Source organism: Glaciihabitans sp. UYNi722 (assembly GCF_040549465.1).
Lineage (GTDB): Bacteria > Actinomycetota > Actinomycetes > Actinomycetales > Microbacteriaceae > Lacisediminihabitans.
Genome location: NZ_JBEPTL010000004.1, coordinates 184,998 through 205,027 on the forward strand (window position 1 = coordinate 184,998; position 20,030 = coordinate 205,027).

General features: G+C 65.0%; 19 protein-coding genes. 11 read left to right on the forward strand and 8 right to left on the reverse strand.

The annotated features are described in order from the left end of the window. Position 1 precedes the first annotated feature (1 nt). Complete coding sequence (locus tag ABIB56_RS04635) at positions 2-1,552, reverse strand: succinic semialdehyde dehydrogenase (RefSeq protein ID WP_354567805.1); 1,551 nt, start codon at positions 1,550-1,552, stop codon at positions 2-4. A 39-nt stretch (positions 1,553-1,591) separates the two neighbouring features. Here ABIB56_RS04635 and ABIB56_RS04640 point away from each other — a divergent pair, with 39 nt between their 5' ends. The 3 genes from ABIB56_RS04640 to ABIB56_RS04650 are packed head-to-tail and all read left to right on the forward strand — an operon-like array spanning position 1,592 to position 4,430. Then, on the forward strand, positions 1,592-2,392 hold the full coding sequence (locus ABIB56_RS04640) for an MFS transporter (protein WP_354567806.1): 801 nt from the start codon (positions 1,592-1,594) through the stop codon (positions 2,390-2,392). Beyond that, positions 2,329-2,943 carry an MFS transporter gene (locus ABIB56_RS04645; protein WP_354567838.1) on the forward strand — a complete coding sequence of 205 codons (615 nt, stop codon included), beginning with the start codon at positions 2,329-2,331 and terminating at the stop codon, positions 2,941-2,943. The genes ABIB56_RS04640 and ABIB56_RS04645 overlap by 64 nt, the downstream gene beginning before the upstream one ends. After that, complete coding sequence (locus tag ABIB56_RS04650; RefSeq protein ID WP_354567807.1) at positions 2,940-4,430, forward strand: pyridoxal phosphate-dependent decarboxylase family protein; 1,491 nt, start codon at positions 2,940-2,942, stop codon at positions 4,428-4,430. The genes ABIB56_RS04645 and ABIB56_RS04650 overlap by 4 nt, the downstream gene beginning before the upstream one ends. Here ABIB56_RS04650 and ABIB56_RS04655 read toward each other — a convergent pair. The 3 genes from ABIB56_RS04655 to ABIB56_RS04665 are packed head-to-tail and all read right to left on the reverse strand — an operon-like array spanning position 4,427 to position 7,437. Beyond that, the gene (locus tag ABIB56_RS04655; RefSeq protein WP_354567808.1) at positions 4,427-5,581 is read right to left on the reverse strand and encodes an Mrp/NBP35 family ATP-binding protein; all 1,155 of its coding nucleotides are present in this window, start codon (positions 5,579-5,581) and stop codon (positions 4,427-4,429) included. The genes ABIB56_RS04650 and ABIB56_RS04655 overlap by 4 nt on opposite strands. Next, entirely contained in the window at positions 5,574-6,086 is a 513-nt protein-coding gene (locus ABIB56_RS04660) for a DUF1003 domain-containing protein (RefSeq protein ID WP_354567809.1), read from the reverse strand. Before ABIB56_RS04660 ends, ABIB56_RS04655 begins: the two co-directional genes overlap by 8 nt. Then, the gene (locus ABIB56_RS04665) at positions 6,070-7,437 is read right to left on the reverse strand and encodes a magnesium transporter MgtE N-terminal domain-containing protein (RefSeq protein WP_354567810.1); all 1,368 of its coding nucleotides are present in this window, start codon (positions 7,435-7,437) and stop codon (positions 6,070-6,072) included. The genes ABIB56_RS04660 and ABIB56_RS04665 overlap by 17 nt, the downstream gene beginning before the upstream one ends. Positions 7,438-7,483: 46 nt before the next feature. On the opposite strand from ABIB56_RS04665, the gene ABIB56_RS04670 reads away from it, so the two are divergent. From ABIB56_RS04670 to ABIB56_RS04695, 6 genes are all read left to right on the forward strand, one after another. Next, the gene (locus ABIB56_RS04670; RefSeq protein ID WP_354567811.1) at positions 7,484-7,963 is read left to right on the forward strand and encodes a YflT domain-containing protein; all 480 of its coding nucleotides are present in this window, start codon (positions 7,484-7,486) and stop codon (positions 7,961-7,963) included. Positions 7,964-8,125: 162 nt separating this feature from the next. After that, a complete protein-coding gene (locus ABIB56_RS04675) occupies positions 8,126-9,445 on the forward strand; it encodes an ABC transporter substrate-binding protein (protein ID WP_354567812.1) in 1,320 nt (439 codons plus the stop codon). 98 nt (positions 9,446-9,543) lie between these two features. Then, the gene (locus ABIB56_RS04680; protein WP_354567813.1) at positions 9,544-10,539 is read left to right on the forward strand and encodes a carbohydrate ABC transporter permease; all 996 of its coding nucleotides are present in this window, start codon (positions 9,544-9,546) and stop codon (positions 10,537-10,539) included. A 16-nt stretch (positions 10,540-10,555) separates the two neighbouring features. Further along, on the forward strand, positions 10,556-11,371 hold the full coding sequence (locus ABIB56_RS04685) for a carbohydrate ABC transporter permease (RefSeq protein ID WP_354567814.1): 816 nt from the start codon (positions 10,556-10,558) through the stop codon (positions 11,369-11,371). A gap of 5 nt (positions 11,372-11,376) precedes the next feature. After that, on the forward strand, positions 11,377-12,807 hold the full coding sequence (locus tag ABIB56_RS04690; protein ID WP_354567815.1) for a GH1 family beta-glucosidase: 1,431 nt from the start codon (positions 11,377-11,379) through the stop codon (positions 12,805-12,807). Between the two features lie 27 nt (positions 12,808-12,834). Continuing rightward, positions 12,835-13,863 carry a LacI family DNA-binding transcriptional regulator gene (locus ABIB56_RS04695; RefSeq protein ID WP_354567816.1) on the forward strand — a complete coding sequence of 343 codons (1,029 nt, stop codon included), beginning with the start codon at positions 12,835-12,837 and terminating at the stop codon, positions 13,861-13,863. Between the two features lie 35 nt (positions 13,864-13,898). Here the strand turns inward: ABIB56_RS04695 and ABIB56_RS04700 are convergent, their stop codons facing one another. Together ABIB56_RS04700 and ABIB56_RS04705 are read right to left on the reverse strand one after the other, a co-directional pair. Continuing rightward, complete coding sequence (locus ABIB56_RS04700; protein ID WP_354567817.1) at positions 13,899-15,371, reverse strand: aminopeptidase P family protein; 1,473 nt, start codon at positions 15,369-15,371, stop codon at positions 13,899-13,901. A gap of 46 nt (positions 15,372-15,417) precedes the next feature. After that, the gene (locus ABIB56_RS04705; RefSeq protein ID WP_354567818.1) at positions 15,418-15,669 is read right to left on the reverse strand and encodes a hypothetical protein; all 252 of its coding nucleotides are present in this window, start codon (positions 15,667-15,669) and stop codon (positions 15,418-15,420) included. A 126-nt stretch (positions 15,670-15,795) separates the two neighbouring features. On the opposite strand from ABIB56_RS04705, the gene ABIB56_RS04710 reads away from it, so the two are divergent. Beyond that, on the forward strand, positions 15,796-16,389 hold the full coding sequence (locus ABIB56_RS04710; RefSeq protein WP_354567819.1) for a TetR/AcrR family transcriptional regulator: 594 nt from the start codon (positions 15,796-15,798) through the stop codon (positions 16,387-16,389). Here ABIB56_RS04710 and ABIB56_RS04715 read toward each other — a convergent pair. Next, the gene (locus ABIB56_RS04715) at positions 16,386-17,399 is read right to left on the reverse strand and encodes an endonuclease/exonuclease/phosphatase family protein (protein WP_354567820.1); all 1,014 of its coding nucleotides are present in this window, start codon (positions 17,397-17,399) and stop codon (positions 16,386-16,388) included. The two genes, ABIB56_RS04710 and ABIB56_RS04715, sit on opposite strands and share 4 nt — an antisense overlap. Positions 17,400-17,558: 159 nt before the next feature. Here ABIB56_RS04715 and ABIB56_RS04720 point away from each other — a divergent pair, with 159 nt between their 5' ends. Next, positions 17,559-18,428 (forward strand): PHP domain-containing protein, encoded by an 870-nt coding sequence (locus ABIB56_RS04720; RefSeq protein WP_502917552.1) that lies wholly within the window; start codon positions 17,559-17,561, stop codon positions 18,426-18,428. A 19-nt stretch (positions 18,429-18,447) separates the two neighbouring features. Here ABIB56_RS04720 and ABIB56_RS04725 read toward each other — a convergent pair whose 3' ends face one another. Continuing rightward, positions 18,448-19,881 (reverse strand): DEAD/DEAH box helicase, encoded by a 1,434-nt coding sequence (locus ABIB56_RS04725; RefSeq protein WP_354567822.1) that lies wholly within the window; start codon positions 19,879-19,881, stop codon positions 18,448-18,450. Positions 19,882-20,030 lie beyond the last annotated feature (149 nt).

Genomic DNA, 20,030 nt, shown 5'->3' on the forward strand with positions numbered 1-20,030 from the left:
GCTAGCGTCGTCTGATCGCCTTCAGGGCGACGAGCATCAGGATCATCACGCCGCTCAGCTTCGCGAACTCCGCTCCGGTGCGCGGAAGAGTCATCAACCCCGTCGCGTTGGCCACCGTGCGAGCGTCCACGAACCTCAGGATGCCCTCCCGGCCGTTGCGTCGACCGAGGCCGGACTGCTTCATGCCGCCCATCGGCGCGTCGACGGAGGAGAAGGTCGCCCGGTAGCCCTCGTTGATGTTGATGCTCCCGGCGTCGATGAGGTGCGCGACCCGGCGCGCGCGACTGATCGATCCGCTGAATACCGACGCGTTGAGACCGAACTCCGAATCATTGGCAGCGGCGATCGCCTGGTCCGCCGAGTCGACCACCGTGATGGCGACGACCGGTCCGAAGGTTTCGTTGCGTGAGCAGTCCATCTCGTCGGTCACGTCGGTGAGCACCGTGGGTTCGAAGAACAGCGGACCGAGGTCCGGCCTCGCGCTGCCGCCGGTGAGCACTGTCGCACCCTTGGCGACGGCATCGTCGACGTGCGCCTGCACTCGCTCCAGCTGACTGGGAAGGGTGAGGGAACCGACATCCGTGCTGAAGTCGAAGGCCGGTCCTTGTACGAGGGCTGCGGTGCGGGCGACGAATTCCCTGGTGAAGGCGTCGGCGACGCTGCGCTGCACATAGATGCGTTCGATCGAGACGCAGAGCTGGCCGAGCGAGGCGTAACAGGCGTAGACAGCGTTCTGCGCTGCGGTGCGAGGGTCGACGTCGTCGAGCACGATCATCGGGTTCTTGCCGCCGAGCTCGAGGGACACCGCGGTCAGGGCTTCGGCGCCGCGCGCCGCCACCTTCTTTCCGGTGGCGGTCGAGCCGGTGAAGCAGACGTAGTTGGCGGCATCCACCACGGCGTTGCCGATCTCGGTGCCGTCGCCGGTGACGACAGCCCAGAGCTCGGCGGGCACGCCGGCATCGATGAAAGCCCTGCGCGCGGCGAGGATGCTCAGCGCGCCCTGGTTGTCGGCCTTCTGCACGACGCCGTTGCCCGCTGCGAGGGCGGGGATCACGTCGAAGAGTGAGAGGCTCAGCGGATAGTTCCACGGGGTGATGACCCCGACCAGGCCCTTCGGCCGGTAGCTCACCTGCGTGCGGATGACCAGCGGGATGCCGGCTCGCCTGGCCCGAGGTCGCAGCACGCTCTTCGCACTCACGGCGTAGTAACGCGTGGCGCTCGCCCCGATGAAGACCTCTTCGAAGGCCTGCCCTCGCGTCTTTCCGGTCTCCGTCTGAAGGGCGTCGATGAGCAGTTCGCGGCGCTCCAGCAGGAGGTCGTGGGCGCGCAGCAGCACGCGGCGGCGGTGCTCGAAGCCTGTGGCAAACCAGCGTTTCTGGGCTGCGCGGGCCTTGGTGGCCGCATCCGTGACATCGTCGACAGCGCTCACCGGGAGGTCGTGGATCTTCTCGCCGGTGAACGGCGCAAAGACCTCTGTGGTGTCGGTGATCGACGTGTGGATGTCGTGATCGAGTTCGTCGATGAAGGATCGCGTGAGAGGGGTTCCTGGCATGGGCAATTGTAGGCATGTTCCCCGCGCTACACTCTCGAAATGGCCGCACTGGAGCGCACCCTGACCCGAAAGACCGTCGCCGGATACGCCATCGGCTCGCTCGGCACCGGAGGTTTCGCCACGCTGCCGGGCCTCGTGCTCATCTACTTCCTCACCGACACCCTCGGTGTGGCCGCGATCGCCGCCGGTGCCCTGGTGACCGTGGCCAAGATCTGGGATGTGATCATCGATCCGGTGATCGGGGCGCGCAGCGATCACAGTCTCGCCGCCACGGGTTCGCGGCGACGGTTCATGGTGCTCGGCAGCCTGCTGCTTCCGGTGTTCTTCATCCTGACCTTCGCCGTGCCCGCCGGACTCCCCGCCGCGGTCTCAGGTGCATGGGTACTGGTGGCCTTCGTGCTCACGGCCACGGGGTTCAGCCTGTTCCAGGTGCCGTATATCGCGCTACCGGCTGAGCTCGTCGGCAGCTACGAGCAGCGTACGAGGCTGCTGTCCTGGCGGGTGGTGGTGCTCACCTTCGCGATCCTCCTGTTCGGCGCCGGCGGCCCGGCCCTTCGACAACTTGGCGGTTCCAACGAGCACCTCGGTTACCTGCTCATGGCCGTCGTCGCGGGCATCCTGATCGGTGTCGGCATGTTTATCTCAAGTTTCACCGCCCCTCGCGATGCGGCGCTCACAACGCGGCCGACGCAGGGTTCCATTCGCGACAACTACGCGGCGGGCATCATGGCGCTTCGGCGCAGTCAGCCTTTCGTGCGCTGCTGTTCACCTTCCTGCTGCAGGGTCTCGCGACCGGTCTCATGCTCGGCGGCGCACAATATGTCGCCACCTGGGTGCTGAAGAGCGAGGACGCCGTGACCTTCCTCTTCATCGCGCTCATCGCCCCCGCCCTATTTGCAGCACCGCTCTGGGGCGTGATCGCCCGTCGGGTGGGCAAGGAAGGAGGCTTCGCTGCAGCCTCGACACTCTTCGGTATCGCCGCGCTCTCGATGGTGCTTCTCGTCTGGTTTCCCGGCGGCTGGGTCTATCTTCCGGTGGCGCTCGCCGGAGCCGGTTACGCGGGTATGCAGTCGCTGCCGATGGCGATGCTGCCCGATGTGATCTCCCACGACGCGCGGCTGCACGGCGAGGGGAGAGCCGGCTCCTTCGGTGGAGTGTGGACGGCGGGCGAGACCACGGGAATGGCACTCGGAGGCACGGTGCTGACGATTGTGCTCGCGCTCAGCGGCTATCTCGCTTCAACGGCGGGGCAGAGCGTGGACCAACCGGGTTCGGCTATCGTCGGCATCGTCCTGAGCTTCAGCCTCGTTCCCGCCGTGATCATCGCCGCGAGTCTCGTCTCGCTGCGGCGCTACCGCCTGCGCAAGGCCGACATCGAGGAGACCAGATGACCACTTTCGCGGAACAGCCTGCCGACATCCTCGCCCGCCTCGAGCAGTTGAGGCAGGCGGATGCTCCGACCCACGGCGGCCACGTGCTGTCCTACGTCTACGACTCGGGACTCGCCGAGCTTGACGAGCTGGCGGCAGCGGCCATCCGGATGGTTCAGCCGGTCAACGGACTCGACCCGACCACCTTCACCTCGGTCGCAGTGATGGAGCGCGAGATCGTCGGTTTCGCCCGAGACATGCTGCACGGCGACGGCGACGTGGTCGGCTCCGTGACGACAGGTGGCACCGAGAGCTGCCTGCTCGCGGTGAAGACTGCTCGCGACAACTGGCTCGCAGCGGGCGGCGTCGGTCAGCCCCGACTCCTCGCGCCGGTGACCGTGCACGCCGCATTCCAGAAGGCGGCGCACTATTTCGGCCTGGTACTCGACCTCGTGCCGGTTCCGCCAGCTGGGGTGGTGGTCGCGGCAGACCTCGTGGCGCGATTCGGTGACGATGTCGCGCTGGTCGTCGTGTCGGCGCCGTCCTATCCCTTCGCATCCCTCGATCCGATCGAGAAAGTGGCTGCGGCCTGCCTCGAGCGCGGCATCGCCTGCCACGTCGACGCCTGCATCGGCGGCTGGGTGTTGCCGTGGTTCACGGATGTCCCGCCATGGGATTTCCGGGTGCAAGGGGTCACCAGCCTGAGCGCCGACCTGCACAAGTTCGGGTACGCGCCGAAGGGAGCATCGGTGCTGCTGCAGCGGGGACGAGACCGGCAGCGCACCCAGTATTTCGCAACGACGCGCTGGCCAGGCTACCCGGTGGTCAACCCGACGATGCTTGGCTCGAAGTCGGCGGGCGCACTGGCAGCGGGATGGGCCATCGTGCACGCGCTCGGCACGGACGGCCTCGCGGCTCTCGCAGCCTCCTGTGAGGTATCCACGCAGACACTCATCGCGCTGGTCGACGAGATCGAGGGACTCAGGGTCGTCGGCACGCCGGTCGGGCCATTGCTCGCCGTCGCCACGGACGAGGCCATCGCGATCGATCGGCGGGTCGATCCGCACCACTGGGCAGACCAGGTGCGCGAGCACGGCTTCCTGCTGCAGTTGCAGCCGGGGCTGACCCAGGCCGACGGCACCCACCTTGCGCACACCACTCACCTCACGGTCACTCCGGTGACGGAGCACGTGCTGCCCGAACTCTCGCGGGCGCTTCGAGCCGCCGCCGACGAGGTTCGGGGAGTTCCTCCGGTCACTTCGGAACAGGTGCTCGGCTCGCTGCCAACGGAGATCGTCGCCGATCTTTCCTCGCCGGATGCCGGGCCGCTCGACTCCGCGACGGCCTACGGGCTGCTCGAGCAGATCGGCCTGGTAACCCCTGGGTCGGTCGGGGCGCCACTGCCGGACCGCATGGCACCGTTCCTCGCTCTCATCGAGGCACTGCCCGCGTCGCTCACCGAACGCCTACTCGTCGAGCTTCTCGCTCGGCTCGTCGAACCCGCCTAACGCACGCTCAGGCCGAGTTTGCGTCCGGCAAGACCGCGACCGCGGACGGCGAGCTGCTCGGCCACGGACGCGATGGCGACGGATGCCGGGTCATCCGGCTGCGACAGCACGATCGGCACTCCCGCATCGCCGCCCTCCCGCAGCGCCACGCTGAGCGGTATCGACGCGAGCACAGGAACAGGCTGCTCCTGGTCCGCGGACAAGCGAGACGCGACCTCTGCGCCGCCACCGGTTCCGAAGAGTTCGAGCACCGATCCATCGGGCTGTACCAAGCCCGCCATGTTCTCGATGACGCCGATCACCTTCTGGCCGGTCTGGCGTGCGACGACGCCGCTGCGTTCTGCGACCTCCGCCGCGGCGGGCTGCGGCGTGGTCACCACGATGACTTCGGCGTGCGGCAGCAGCTGCCCGAGGGTGATCGCGACGTCGCCAGTGCCGGGCGGAAGGTCGAGCAGCAGCACGTCGAGGTCGCCGAAATACACGTCGGAGAGGAACTGCTGGATGGTGCGGTGCAGCATCGGTCCGCGCCAAGAGACCGCGCTGTTGCCATCTACGAACATGCCGATCGAGATCACTTTCACGCCGTAGTTGATCGGCGGGAGAATCATCTCGCCGACCTTCGTCGGCTTGGCACCCTCGAGACCGAGGATCCCGGGGATCGAGAAGCCGAAGACATCCGCGTCCACGATGCCGACGGAGAGTCCGCGGGCGGCCAGGGTGACGGCGAGGTTGGCGGTGAGGGTCGATTTGCCGACACCGCCCTTGCCGCTGGTGATCGCGTAGATGCGGGTGAGCGAGTCCGGTCCGAACTGCAGCTCACGTGAGCGACCGCCGCGCAGCTTCTCGGTGAGGGCGGTTCGCTCGTCGCGGCTCATGACGGTGACCTCGACATCGACGGAACTCACCCCGGACACGGATGCCGCCGCCTCGCGGACATCCCTCTCGATCGTGTCGGCCGCCGGGCATCCGACGATCGTCAGCTTCAGCCCGATCGAGGCCGCACCACTCTCGCTGACCGCGATCGATCCGACCATGTCCAACTCGGTGATGGGTGTACGGATCTCCGGATCGATGACGCGGCCGAGGGCGGAACGGATGGCCCCTTCGACGCGCTCAGGGAAAGCGACGGACTCAGGTGCCGTCTCAGCCAACAGTCTTCTCGTCCCCGGATTTGTCCCTGTCGAGTTCTTCGAGAAGTGCCCTGAGCTCCGCGCGGATGAAATCCTTGCTCGCGAGTTCCCGCACGGCGAGACGCAGCGCGACGACCTCGCGCGCGAGGTATTCGGTGTCGGCGAGATTGCGTTCCGCGCGCTGCCTATCCTGCTCGAACTGGACGCGGTCACGGTCATCCTGCCGGTTCTGGGCGAGCAGAATCAGGGGTGCGGCATAGGAGGCCTGGAGCGACAGGATGAGGGTCAACAGCGTGTAATTGAGCCTGCGTGGGTCGAACTGTGCCAGCTCAGGCGCCCAGGTGTTGTAGGCGAGCCAGAGCAGCACAAAGACGGTCATGCCGACGAGGAAGCCGGAGGTCCCCATCGCCCGCGCGAAGGACTCGGAGAAGCGACCGACACGATCCTTATTGCCGCCGAGGTGTGGGACGAATGAGGTGCGAAGGCCCTTGGGGGAGTCGAGTCGGGAGTCAGAGCGACGTGCCATTGTCAGTCCTTTCCGGGGCCGAAACTGGCCTCCTTCCGGCATGTGCGATTACGGGAATGGTGCTGGTGTCGGTATCGCTCCTGTCAGGGCCGCTGGTGTCAGGGGAGACAGGCTCGTCGTCGTCGTCGTGACTTCGCCAGTCGTCGGGCAGCAGGTAGTCGAGAACATCGTCAATGGTCACCACCCCGACCAGTCGGTGGTTGTCGTCGACAACCGGCAGCGAGACCAGGTTGTAGCTGGCCAGGTTGCGGGCGACCTCCGCGGCGGAGGCGCTCGCTTTGACCGGTTCGAGCCGCTGGTCGAGCAGCGTGCCGAGGCGTTCCATCGGCGGGTATCGCAGCATCCGCTGGAAGTGCACCATGCCGAGGAATCGGCCGGTCGGCGGTTCATAGGGCGGCAAGGTCACGCAGACGGCTGCGCCGAGGGCAGGGGCGAGTTCGTGGCGGCGGATGAGGGCGAGCCCCTCCGCGACCGTCGTGTCCGCCGAGACGATGATCGGCTCGGTGGTCATGAGGCCGCCTGCGGTGTCCGGGGCGTAGAGCAGGAGCATGCGAACGTCGTCCGCCTCCTCCGGCTGCATGAGGTCGAGGAGGGCTTCACCACGCTCGGCGGAGAGTTGGGCGATGAGGTCGGCCGCGTCATCCGGCTGCATCTGGTCGAGCACGTCGGCTGCGCGGTCGTCGTCGAGCTGGTTCAGGATGTCGACCTGCTCGCTCTCCGGCATCTCTTCGAGCACGTCGGCGAGGCGCTCGTCGCTCAGCTCCTCTGCGACCTCGAGCATGCGCTGCTCCGGCAGGTCGAGGAGGGCGTTGGCAAGGTCGGCAGGAAGCAGGTCTTCATAGGTGGCCAACAGCTGGGTGGCCGCCTGGGCTTCGCCTGTCGACTGCTCGCGCACATCCGTCCACTTGGCGAAGGCTGTCTGGCCCTTCGCGAAGGGGGAGGCACTGGTCTTGGGGCGCCGCACGAAGAGTTCGCTGACCGCCCACTCGCCAGGACCGCTCTCTTCGATGGCGACGTCTTCGATGGTGGCGCGCCCCGACTTGTCGACGAACGTCACCTCGCGGCCGAGTACCTCTGCGATGACCCTCACCTCGCCTCCACGCTGCTCGAAGCGGCGAAGATTGATGAGCCCGGTGGTGATGACCTGGCCAGAACCGAAGCTGGTGACGCGCCCGATCGAGAGGAAGACGTGGCGGCGGCCTGGCACCTCGACGATGAGGCCGACGACGCGTGGCGGCTGCTTGTTGCGGTAGACGACCAGCAGGTCGCGAACCCGACCGACCTTGTCTCCTGCGGGGTCGAAAACGGAGCACCCGGCCAGTCGGGCGACGAAAACTCTCGCGGCGCTCACAGGTCTAACTTAGACCGTGCGCCTGAGTGCAGAGGATAATGGCGGCATGACGAATCAGAGTCCTCTCTCCGGACGTGCCCGCCTTGTTCCCACCCTCCCCAAGGGCGATGTGCTTGGCGCGTACGACACTTACTTCGAGGCGCAGGCGGTTGTCGACCGGCTCGCCCGCGCCGATTTCGAGGTGAAGCATGTCTCGATCGTCGGCAGCGACCTGAAGACGGTCGAGCGGGTCACCGGCAAGCTCACCTACGGCAAGGCCGCAGGCGCCGGGGCTGCGAGCGGCGCGTGGTTCGGTCTCTTCATCGGGGTGCTGCTCACCTTCGGTTCGACTGCGGTGCAGTACTTCATCGCAGCCATCATTATTGGTGCAGGCTTCGGCGCACTCTTCGGTGTCGCTGCGACGGCGATCAATCGCCGTACGCGCGACTTCACCTCGACTCACCAGGTGCTCGCGAGCAAGTATGAGGTCATCATCGACCCGCAGCTGGCAGCGAAGGCGCAGCAGGTGCTCTCACACAACCCATAAGACATCGTTCGCACACTGCATGGCTTTCGCAGGGTGATCTGGATGAGAACTTGACATCGGGCAACGAACATACTTACTCTGTTCGAAACACATGAGAGCGCTCTCACAGCCTAAGAGAGCGCTCTCACAACAGCCCAGTTCACGCATACAAAGGAGTTTCCCGTGTACTTTCCTCGACGCAAAAAGTTGGCGGCCGCGATCGTCGGCGCTGCATCCATCGCTCTTCTCGCAACGGGCTGCAGCAGCGGAGGAGGCAGTGGTGCGTCCAGCGACAAGGGCACCACACTCACCTACTGGGCGAGCAACCAGGGCACCAGCCTTGCCAACGACAAAGCCGTGCTGACGCCCGAATTGAAGAAGTTCGAGAAGCAGACCGGCATCAAGGTCAACCTCGAAGTGGTCGGATGGAACAACCTTCAGACCCGTATCAACACCGCCGTCACCTCGGGTGTTGGCCCAGATGTCGTCAACATCGGAAACACCTGGGCGCCGTACCTCTCGGCCACCGGCGCGTTCCTTCCCTACGACACAGCGAACATGGCCGCCATCGGCGGCAAGGGCAAGTTCGTCGAGACCGCGCTTGCTACCGGTGGCGAAGAAGGCAAGACGGTGACATCCGTTCCGCTCTACGGCCTCGCCTACGGACTGTATTACAACAAGAAGATGTTCGCCGATGCGGGGCTGACCGCGCCGACCACCTGGGAGGAGATGGTGTCTGACGCCAAGAAGCTCACCGACTCGTCGAAGGGCGTCTGGGGAATGGGACTCGAGGCAGGCAGCTACACCGAGAACGTACACTTCGCGTTCATCACCGCGGAGCAGAACGGTGCCGCGCTGTTCAAGGGCACCAAGCCCGACTTCACCTCGGGCGGCGTCGTATCGGGCGTCGAGCGTTACCTCGATCTGATGCAGACCGACAAGGTCGTCAACCCCTCCAACGCCCAGTACACGAACGGCACCGAGGCTAGCGCCGACTTCGCCAAGGGTAAGGTCGCGATGATCGTCAACCAGGATAACGCTGGCCCGAACCTCGAAGCCGACGGCATGGCTGCCTCCGACTATGGTGTAGTGGCCATCCCGGCTCCGGCCGGTGGCAAGAAGATCTCCAGCGGCATCCAGGGCATCAACCTCTCAGTGTTCAAGAACACGAAGCACAAGGATGCCGCGCTCAAATTCGTCAAGTTCATGACGAGTGAGGCGACGCAGGGTGTGCTTGGCAGGCCGTATGCCTCGATCCCGGTACTGAAGGGAGTGGCCCCGACGTTCACCTCAGATGCCGCGATCGCCAAGACCTTCTCTGACATCTACAACAACGCATCCAAGCCCTACCCGCTGGTACCGCTCGAGGGCGCCTTCGAGACGAACGTCGGAAACGCCGTCAACAACCTGTTTGCGACGATCGCGACGAAAGGCTCGGTGTCGACCTCCGACATCAAGGCCGGACTGCAGTCGGCCGAAGACAAGACGAACGCGGCTGGTTAGTCCCTGAGGAGGGCATGCGCCGCGAGTCGACGCATGCCCTCCTTTCGTCCTGCACCCCGGGCACCGCCCTTCTGCACCAGTGAAAGGATCCGTGACCCATGACGGTTACGACGGAAAAGCCGACGATCGCGGGTCCTCCCGCCAGACCGGCCGCCTCCTCAGGCTCACAGAGAGCGAAAAAGCGTCGGCTGCCGGGATGGTGGCTCCCGCTAGTGCTCATCGCCCCCGCAGTCGTCCTCGAGCTCCTCATTCACGTCGCCCCCATGCTGGTGGGCATCTGGATGAGTTTCATCAAACTCACACAGCTCTACATCGCGAACTGGTCCGCGGCTCCGTTCCTCGGCTTTGGCAACTACTCGGTCTCGCTCGACTTCAGCGGCCCCCAGGGCGCGGCACTTTTGCAGTCGTTTCTCACGACCTGCCTCTTCACCATCGTGGTGGTCGGCGTCTCGTGGAGTTTCGGCATGGCGGCCGCTGTCGCACTCCAGCGCTCATTCTTCGGGCGCGGCGTGCTGCGGACGCTCTTCCTCATCCCGTATGCCGTTCCGATGTACGCCGGGATCATCGCGTGGAAATTCATGTTCCAGCAGCAAACCGGTGTGATCAATCACGTGCTGACGAGCCTGCATCTCACCAGCGCGGGTCACGAGCCGTTCTGGTTGATCGGATCCAACGCCCTGCCGTCGGTGATCATCGTCGCGATCTGGCGCACCTGGCCGTTCGCCTTCCTCATGCTCATGGCGGGTCTGCAGAGCATCCCCGAGGATCTCTACGAGGCCGCTGCTCTTGACGGCGCAAAGCCGTTCCGTCAGTGGCGCAGCGTGACCCTGCCCGGACTCGGCGGAGTCAACCGCGTTCTCCTGCTCGTGCTCTTCCTGTGGACCTTCAACGATTTCAATACACCGTTCATCCTGTTCGGGGGCAACGAACCCCCCGCCGGTGACTTGATCTCGATCCACATCTACAACACTTCGTTCGTGAACCTCAACTTCGGGTTCGGCTCGGCGATGTCGGTGCTCCTCCTGCTCTTCCTCCTGGTCGTGACAGGCATCTATCTCTTCATCTCGAACCGGAGGTCAGACGACAATGCGTGAAACTACCGGCATTAAAGTGTTTCGAACGATCACCATCGTGATTCTTGCGCTCTTCGTAGTCGTACCGCTCTACATCATGATCACGACCTCGGTGAAGCCGCTCGGCGACGTGCAGGGCGCCTTCAGCTGGCTGCCTACGCACTTCACACTCCAGCCGTTCATCGACATCTGGAGAACGGTGCCTCTCGGTAGCTACTTCATCAACAGCATCATCGTGTCGTTGTCGGCGAGCGTCCTGAGCGTGGTCGTCGCGATCTTCGCCTCGTACGCCGTTTCCCGCTGGCGATTTCGTGGCCGCACTGTTTTCACGACCACGGTGCTCTCCACCCAGATGTTCCCGGGGGTGCTGTTCCTCCTTCCGCTCTACCTCATCTTCATCAACATCAATCAGACATTCGGCGTGCAGCTGGTCGGTACCCGTCCTGGGCTCATCATCACCTACCTCACCTTTACGCTGCCGTTCTCGATCTGGATGCTCTCGGGTTACTTCGACAACATTCCCCGGGAGTTGGATGAAGCCGCAAAAGTCGACGGCGCTTCCGCGCTCGTTACCCTGTTTCGCGTTGTGTTACCCGTCGCCCGACCGGGAGTGATCGCGGTGCTTGTGTACAGCTTCATGACCGCGTGGGGCGAAGTGCTGTTCGCGTCGGTGCTCACCACGGAGACGAGTCGCACGCTCGCCGTCGGACTCGGGGAGTACTCGACGGAGGTCAACGTGTACTGGAATCAGATCATGGCAGCATCGCTTGTCGTGAGTGTTCCGATCGTCGTCGGCTTTCTCCTCCTACAACGCAACTTCGTCGCCGGGCTCACGGCTGGGGCCGTCAAATGAGCGCCATGCCGTGGCCGGACGGGTTTCTCTGGGGAGCGGCCACCGCTGCGGCCCAGGTCGAGGGCGCGGCCCACGAGGATGGCAAAGAGGACTCGATCTGGGATCATTTCGCCCGCGTACCGGGCGCCGTGCGCAACGGCGAGACTCCCGAGACGGCTGTCGATCATTATCACCGGATGCCCGCCGACGTTGCGCTTATGAAGAAGCTCGGCCTCGGTGCCTACCGCTTCTCCACGAGTTGGGCCCGGATCAAACCTGGTGATCGCGAGGTGAACCAGAAGGGTCTCGATTTTTACAGCCGCCTGGTGGATGAACTCCTGGCGACCGGCATCCTTCCCTGGCTGACCCTTTACCACTGGGATCTGCCGCAGGCGCTCGAGGAGAAGAACGGGTGGGCGAATCGCGACACGGCTTACCGTTATCTCGACTATGCGAACGTCGTCTACGACGCGCTTGGGGATCGAGTCACCCACTGGACGACTTTCAATGAACCACTCTGCTCGTCGCTGATCGGTTATGCGGCGGGTGATCACGCGCCAGGTCGGCAGGAACCCGCAGCGGCCCTCGCGGCGCTTCACCACCAACACCTCGGGCATGGTCTCGTAGTGAGCGCCCTTCGCGAGCGGAGCGCGACCGAGGGACGGGACATCCAACTCGGCATCACGCTCAACCTCACCAACGCTATTCCTCATGATCCAGCGGATCTGGTGGACCTCGAGGCCGCTCGCCGAGTGGACGCGCTCTGGAACCGCGCCTTCCTCGATCCCGTGCTTCGGGGCGAGTATCCGGCGGATTTGCTTCAGGACGTCGGTGCACTCGGGCTCTCCGAGGTGATCCGTGAGGGCGACCTCGAGATGATCGGGCAGCCGATCGATTTTTTGGGGGTCAATCACTATCACGATGACAGCGTGAGCGGTCATCCGTCCACTGTGGAGGGAGAGCGCGAGTTCAAGCCGACTGAACGGCCGACGGGCTCCTCTCTCGTCGGTAGTGAATACGTCACCTTTCCGCTCCGCGGCCTGCCGCGAACGGCGATGGGCTGGGAGGTGAACCCGAGCGGCCTCCGCACATTGCTCGTGCGACTGGGCGAGGAGTATTCGGCACTTCCCGCTCTGTACGTCACCGAGAATGGTGCCGCTTATGATGACGTCGTCTCCGACGACGGGGCCATACACGACGCGGAGCGCGCTGGTTTCATCGTGGACCACGTCGCGGCGGTCAACGCGGCGGTGCAGGCCGGAGCCGATGTGCGGGGCTATTTCGTCTGGTCCCTACTCGACAACTTCGAGTGGGCCTGGGGCTACGGCAAGAGGTTCGGCGTGATTCGGGTCGATTACGATAGCCAAAAACGCACGATGAAAGACAGCGGCCTCGCCTACGCGCGCATCCTCGCCGCAGCCGGGGAGGATGCGAGAGGCCCCGTGACCGCATTGTGACAGCGGCACCCGACGGAAGGCTCGTGGATGACGACTGAGTTGACAGGCAGCCCGGCGGTACCGACGCTCGAGATGGTTGCGGCCCGCGCCGGCGTTTCCCGCGCAACGGTATCGCGCGTCGTGAATAGCTCGCCGCGAGTAAGTGCCGAAATCGTGCGCGCGGTTCAGACGGCGATCGACGAGCTCAACTACGTTCCGAACCGAGCCGCTCGTTCTCTGGCGAGTCGACACACGGAGATCATTGCCCTCGTCATCCCCGAGTCGACCGCCATGGTATTCGCCGACCCTTTCTTTGCCTCCATCGTGCAGGGAGTCGCCATGTATCTGGCCGCGACCGAGTACACGCTCAACATGCTCATCGCGGTGGAGTCGAAACCCGAGAAGACGCGACGCTACCTGATGGGCGGCAATGTCGACGGCGCGCTGATCGTCTCTCACCACAGTGGCGACCACTCCTGGGCGCATCTCGAGAAGTCGTTACCGGTCGTCTTCGCGGGGCGACCGCTGGTGCCTGACTTTTCGGGCGGCAGCTATTATGTGGGGGTCGACGATGTAGCGGGGGAGCGTGGCGTCATCGAACACCTGGTGACGCGCGGTCGGCGTTCGGTGGCAGTGATAGCCGGACCGCAGGACATGCCACCGGGTCTCGACCGGTTGAAGGGATGGCGGGATGCCGTCAGGGAGCATGGAGTCGGCGGGGAAGAGCTCGTCGAGTACGGAGACTTCACCCTGGAGTCCGGTGCCGACGCAATGCGACGGTTGCTCGACAGCGGAGTTCGCATCGACGCGGTCGCCGCCGCGAATGACCAGATGGCGGTCGGAGCATACGCAGCCATCCGCGAACGTGGGCTGCGCATTCCCGAGGACATCGCGGTGGTGGGCTTTGACAACAACTACTTCGGGCTCACGTCTACGCCATCGCTCACCACCGTGCATCAGCCGTCGGTCGAATTGGGCACGGCGATGGCCGAGGTTCTCGTCAAACTGATCGAGGGTGAGCCCGTCGAGCAGGCGACGATCCTGCCCACCCACCTCATTGTGCGCGACTCGTCCTGAGCCGGTTGCCTCGCGTAGCGCGAGAGCAGAGGAGATCAGGCGAGCCACGCCTCCACGTCATCCGCGGTCCTCGGTATGTCGATGGACAGGTTTTCCGCGCCGGACTCGGTCACCAGGATGTTGTCTTCGATGCGCACGCCGGTGCCGCGGAACTCCGTCGGCACCGTCAGGTCGTCGGGCTGAAAGTACAGGCCGGGCTCGATAGTGAACACCATGCCGACTTCGAGGATTCCGTCGAGATAGAGGTCGCGCCGAGCCTGGGCGCAGTCGTGCACGTCGATGCCGAGGTGGTGCGAGGTGCCGTGTACCATGTAGCGGCGGTGGTACTGGTGGTCGGGCTGCAGCGATTCCTCCGCCGTCACCGGCAGGAAACCCCACTCGGCGGTCTTGCGGGCGATGACCTCCATCGCGGCGGCGTGGATCTCGCGAAACCGGATGCCGGGCTTGACGATGGCGAAGGCGGCATCCGCGGCTTCCCGCACCGCCTCGTAGACCAGTCGCTGGGTATCGCTGAAGACACCGTTGATCGGCAGGGTTCGCGTGATGTCGGCCGTGTACAGGCTGTCGAGTTCGATGCCAGCGTCGAGCAGAATGAGGTCTCCCGGCACCACGGCGCCGTCGTTGCGTGTCCAGTGCAGGACGCAGGCGTGCGCACCGGAGGCGGCGATCGTGTCGTAGCCGACGGTGTTGCCCTCGGCGCGTGCTCGGCGGTTGAAAGTGCCCTCGACGAGACGCTCGCCGCGCTCATGGGCGATGATCGCCGGACGGTCGGCGATCACGTCGTTGAAGCCCTTCTTCGTAGCCGCCACAGCGCGACGCATCTGGTCGATCTCGTACTCGTCCTTGACGAGCCGCATTTCGGAGAGGTCGCGGGCCAGGCCGGTGTCCGCGTCGTTCTCCAGGGCTTCGGAGTCTGCGGCGAGGAGGCGTCGTCCGTCGACCTGGTCGGTGAGATCGCGGTCACCGTCGCGCAGGATGAGGGTGTCGGCATCCACGCTGTCAAGCACTGCGGTGAAGTCGGCGAGGTCCGCAGTCAGCAGGCCGAGGTCGTAGGCGACGTGGGCGAGGGACGGTCGTGGGCCTGTCCAGAACTCGCCGATCTCCGGATTCGCGTAGAACTCGTCGGAGTCGCGCCCCGCGGCCTTGCGAAAGTACAGGGTGGCGGTGTGGCCATCCGCGTTCGGCTCGAGCACGAGCACGCTGCCGGGAACCGAGTCGCTCGCCCAGCCGGTGAGATGGGCGAAGGCGGAGTGGGCGCGATAGGCGTAGTCGGTGTCGTTCGAGCGCACTTTGGCGGCGCCGGCCGGAATGATGAGCCGCTTGCCTGGATAACGTGCCGAGACGCTCGCACGACGCGCGGCCGCATACGGCGATTGACTCCGCGGCGTCGGCTTGCCTTCGGTGCGCACCGCCCAGTTGCCGGAGATGTACTCCTTGAAGGTGTCGGAGACCGGCACAGTTGAGCGGTTGGTCGTTGCGCGCGGCGCCTGGGCGTTCTTGTCAGCCATGACCCCATCCTCCCACCGCTGAGGTGATGGCCCACGATGCTGTCGACTAGTGCCTGCCGGAGGCCCGGTGGCTCGGCTTGCGTCCGCTGAACAGCCAGATCGGCTGCGCGGGCACGAGAGAGCGGGCGAGCTCACGCGTCTCGCTCCGCCCGAGATGCGCGGCGAGAGAGAGTGGCTCCGCGACGAAATCGTCGTCGTAGTGCTCAGAGTTGAGTTGGAAGGCAAACTGCCCTGACGATTCCACTGTGCTGCCCCCGCGCCTGATTCCCCAGCGACGACCGTCGCGTCCTTCATCCAAGCAGAGACTGAACTGTTTCGTCTAGCCCCGTAAACAGGGGCCCCGTAACGGATGCGTCTCTCCGGTGCTACCGTCGAATGCGTTGTCGACTTCCCGCCGGTAGACGGCAGCAGATTGGTGCAGGACATGTCCACTATTGCTCCATCCACGCGCGCCGCGGCCTTTTCGGAGACCCGTAACCGCATCGTCAGCGCCAGCTATGAGCTGTTCTCTCAACGCAGCACCCGTGACGTTGCAATGGATGAGGTGGTCGCCGTATCGGGCGTGGCGAAAGCCACGCTGTACCGCCATTTCGCCACCAAAGACGATCTGGTGCTCGCCTTTCTCGAGCGACGAGAAGAAGTCTGGACCCTCGGCGTAGTCGAGGGCGGCGCGATGGCGAGGGCGGATGACCCGGAGGGCAGGTTGCTTGCGATCTTCGACGTCTTCGACGAATGGTTCCAGCGCGACGACTACGAGGCCTGCACCTTCGTGAACGTGCTGTTGGAGATGGGGGCCGACCACCCGCTCGGGCGGGCCAGTGCCGGCTACCTCTCGAACATCCGCGGGATGGTGAGCCGTTTCGCGGAGGACGCCGGGCTCCGCGATCCGGAGGAGTTCGCCTTCTCCTGGCACATCCTGATGAAAGGCTCGATCGTGCAGGCTGCGGAGGGCGATCGCCGGGCAGCGGTTCGCGCTCAAACGATGGGTGCGGCGCTCATCGAGAGCTATCGGGCCTAACCCTTCGGTTCAAGCTGCACCACGATCGGGCGATGGTCGCTGCCGGCGGTATCCAGGTCTTGCACGACACGCATCCCGGTGACCCGCCAGTTGTCGGTGACCATCACGTGATCGATCGGTGCACCAAATAGTGCGGGAATCGTCGTCGGCCAGGTGCCGACAGCGGCATTGCCGGAGCTGAGCGCAGCATCCGCGCAGTTGCCGAGCGTGTGTGTGGCGTCGGCACCGAATCCGGCCAGGTGGTCGAGTGTTGAGTTGAAGTCGCCAGCCACGATCACATTCTTCGATTCACAGACCTTGCTGAGCCACTTCAGGTCGGCGTTCCAGTTGCGCATCTCGCTGGGGATCGGTGCGACCGGATGCGCGGCCACGATGAGCGGTCCGTTTCCGTCATCCGGTGCCAGCACCACCGTCGGGAGCGTGGTCGTCGACCCGGCGGTCTCCAGCGGATGGTAGGTGCCGAGGTCCACGCTGGTGAGCACCGAAGTGGATCGGGCCTTCGAAATCTGATCGAAAGCCACGGTGTGCTCCCACATCGGTCGTCCGGAGGCCTTCATGATCGCGGCGACGGCGAGTGCCGTCTCCTTGGTCGTCTCGGGCATGGTGACGATATCGGCGCTGGAATCGAGGGCCAGCTTGGCGATCACCTCCGCGCCAGGAGCGTCGCCGAGGGTGTTCCATGACAGCACAGTGATATCGGATTTTCCCTTCGTGGAGAAGGCAGTGTCGCCGAAGCCGCGGGTGGCGAGGACCGCCGTGCTGACCATGGCGAAGACGAGGAGCAGCAACGCGAGGGAGGAACCGAGGCGCCGGAAGGCGCGGCTGAGCATGGCAAGCAGCACCAGCACGATCATTCCGATGACGGCGATCGCGACGGCCGAGCCGCGGAACGAGACGAGTTGCGCGACGACGAAGGTGCGCTGCAGGCCGAACAGCTGCGGCCAGGCGGCCACGAGCAGGGCCGCCGCGACCACGATGAGCAGGATGGCGGCGAGGAGACGGCTAAACATGGCCTCTCACCCTAACCGCTGCCGATCGGGTATTCGCCACGCGTCGCGGGGAAGGCCGGAGGTCTGCGGTCGCAATAGAGTTGCAGGATGTCCGGCCCCATAGACCTCCCCGGCGCCTCCGGCCCGCACGGTGCCATCGACCGCAGCGATGCCATTGACCTGCGCGGTGCTATCGACCTGCGCGGTGCTATCGACCTGCATACGCACAGCAGTGTCTCCGACGGCACGGAGTCTCCGGCCGAACTCGTCAGGGCCGCCATCGCGGCCGGGCTCGGAACGGTGGCGTTGACCGACCACGATTCGACCGCGGGCTGGCAGGAGGCCTTCGACGCGGCATCCGGTACCGGCCTCACGGTGATTCCGGGCATGGAACTCAGCACTAACTACGGGCCGGCGAGTGTGCACATGCTCGCCTATTTGTTCGACCCGCTCAACGGAGCGATCATCGCCGAGACCCAGCGCATCCGCGACGGGCGCCTGCACCGCGCAGAACGCATTGTCGAGCGGATCGGCAAGGACTACGACCTCACCTGGGACGACGTGCTCGCCCAGTCCACCGATGGTGGCACTCTCGGCCGTCCGCACATCGCGGACGCCCTGGTCGCGAAGGGCCATGTCACCGATCGCAGCGCGGCGTTCCAGAGCATCCTGCACTGGCGCAGTGGCTACTACGAGAAGTACTACGCACCATCGCCGCTCGAAGGTGTGAGCATGATCGTCGCCGCCGGGGGAGTGCCGGTGCTCGCGCATCCGGCCACTCTCGGTCGCTACCGGGTGATCGAGGAGAAGGCGATCGCCCAACTGGCGGATGCCGGACTGTTCGGCCTCGAAATCCATCACCGCGACAACACGGAGGACGGCAAGGTCCGTCTCTACGAACTCGCGGAGAAGTATCACCTGGTCGTCACCGGATCGAGTGACTACCACGGCGTCGGCAAGCCGAACCGGCTCGGCGAGAACACCACGGCGCCTGAGGTGCTCGAGCGGATCGTCGCGGTCGCGACAGGCACGAGGCCTTTCCGCGGCTGATCGCCCGGCGAGCGTGAGACTATCCGGCAGGAGGCGGTGTGCTTCCCGTGTTCGGGCGGCGGGTGCGATTGCGCCGACGGCGAGTCGGCCCCGTGCCGTCGTGAGTGCCGGCACCTTCCGGCTTCTGCGCGTCCGGCCGGACAGCGTCGTTCGAGCCGCCACTGCGGGTGCGGTTACGTTCCCGACCCTCGCCGCGCGGTGCACCGTCGCGCGATCCGCCCTGGCGCGAGTCGCCGCGGCCTGAGCCGGAGCGACCACTGGAGGGAGCCGTCGAGCGCGGTTCACGCTCGCGAACCGGACCGGCCGACTTGAGGCGACCCTTCGTGCCCTCCGGGATGTCGAGGTCGGTGTAGAGGTGCGGTGACGAGGAGTAGGTCTCGACGGGCTCAGGCTGCCCCATGTCAAGCGCCTTATTGATCTGCGTCCACTTGTGCATGTCGTCCCAGTCCACGAAGGTGACGGCGATGCCGGTCTTGCCGGCGCGACCGGTGCGTCCTGCGCGGTGCAGGTAGGTGTCGTCGTCGTCAGGGATGGTGTGGTTGATCACGTGGGTGACATCGTTGACGTCGATACCGCGGGCCGCGACATCCGTGGCGATCAGGATGTCTTTCTTGCCAGCCTTGAACGCGGCCATTGCGCGCTCGCGCTGCTCCTGGTTGAGGTCGCCGTGTACGGCGGCGGCATTGAAGCCGCGGTCGTTGAGCTCTTCTACCAGCTTGGCCGCCGCACGCTTGGTGCGGGTGAAGATCACAGTCTTGCCGCGTCCCTCGGCCTGCAGGATACGGGCGATGACCTCGTCTTTGTCGAGATTGTGGGCGCGGTAGACGACGTGCTTGATGTTCGCCTGGGTGCGTCCCTCATCCGGATCCGTCGCGCGGATGTGGATCGGACGGTTCATGAAGCGACGCGCGAGAGCCACGATCGGTCCGGGCATCGTCGCGGAGAACAGCATGGTGTGACGGGTGGGTGAGGTCTGCGCGAAGAGCTTCTCGATGTCGGAGAGAAACCCGAGGTCGAGCATCTTGTCGGCCTCGTCGAGCACCATCACCTTGACGTCTTTGAGCGACAGCATGTGCTGGCTCGCGAGGTCGAGCAGGCGCCCCGGAGTACCGACGACGACCTGCGCGCCGGCCTTGAGCTGCTCGATCTGGCCCTCATAGGCCTTGCCGCCGTAGATCGCGGCGACCTGGGTGCTGCGGTTGGATGCGGCGAGCACGAGGTCTTCGGCCACCTGCACGCACAGCTCGCGTGTGGGTACCACGACGAGAGCCTTCACTCCAGGCTCGGGATTCGTGCCGAGCGCCTGCAGCAGTGGAAGGCCGAAACCGAGGGTCTTGCCCGTTCCGGTCTTGGCCTGTCCGATGATGTCCTGGCCGGCGAGCCCCATAGGGATCGTCTGGGTCTGGATGGGGAACGGTTCGACGATTCCTTGGGAAGCGAGTGCGTCGACCATGTCCTGGTCGATATTGAGATCTGAAAAAGTTGAAATGATCGGTGCCCTTGTCGTGAAGCGGCTACGCCCGCTTTGACCTGGGGCGTGCTGAACCTCCACCAGAAATGGGAGGTAATTACCGCCAGTTTAGTCGAGATTTGCCGGTGAGC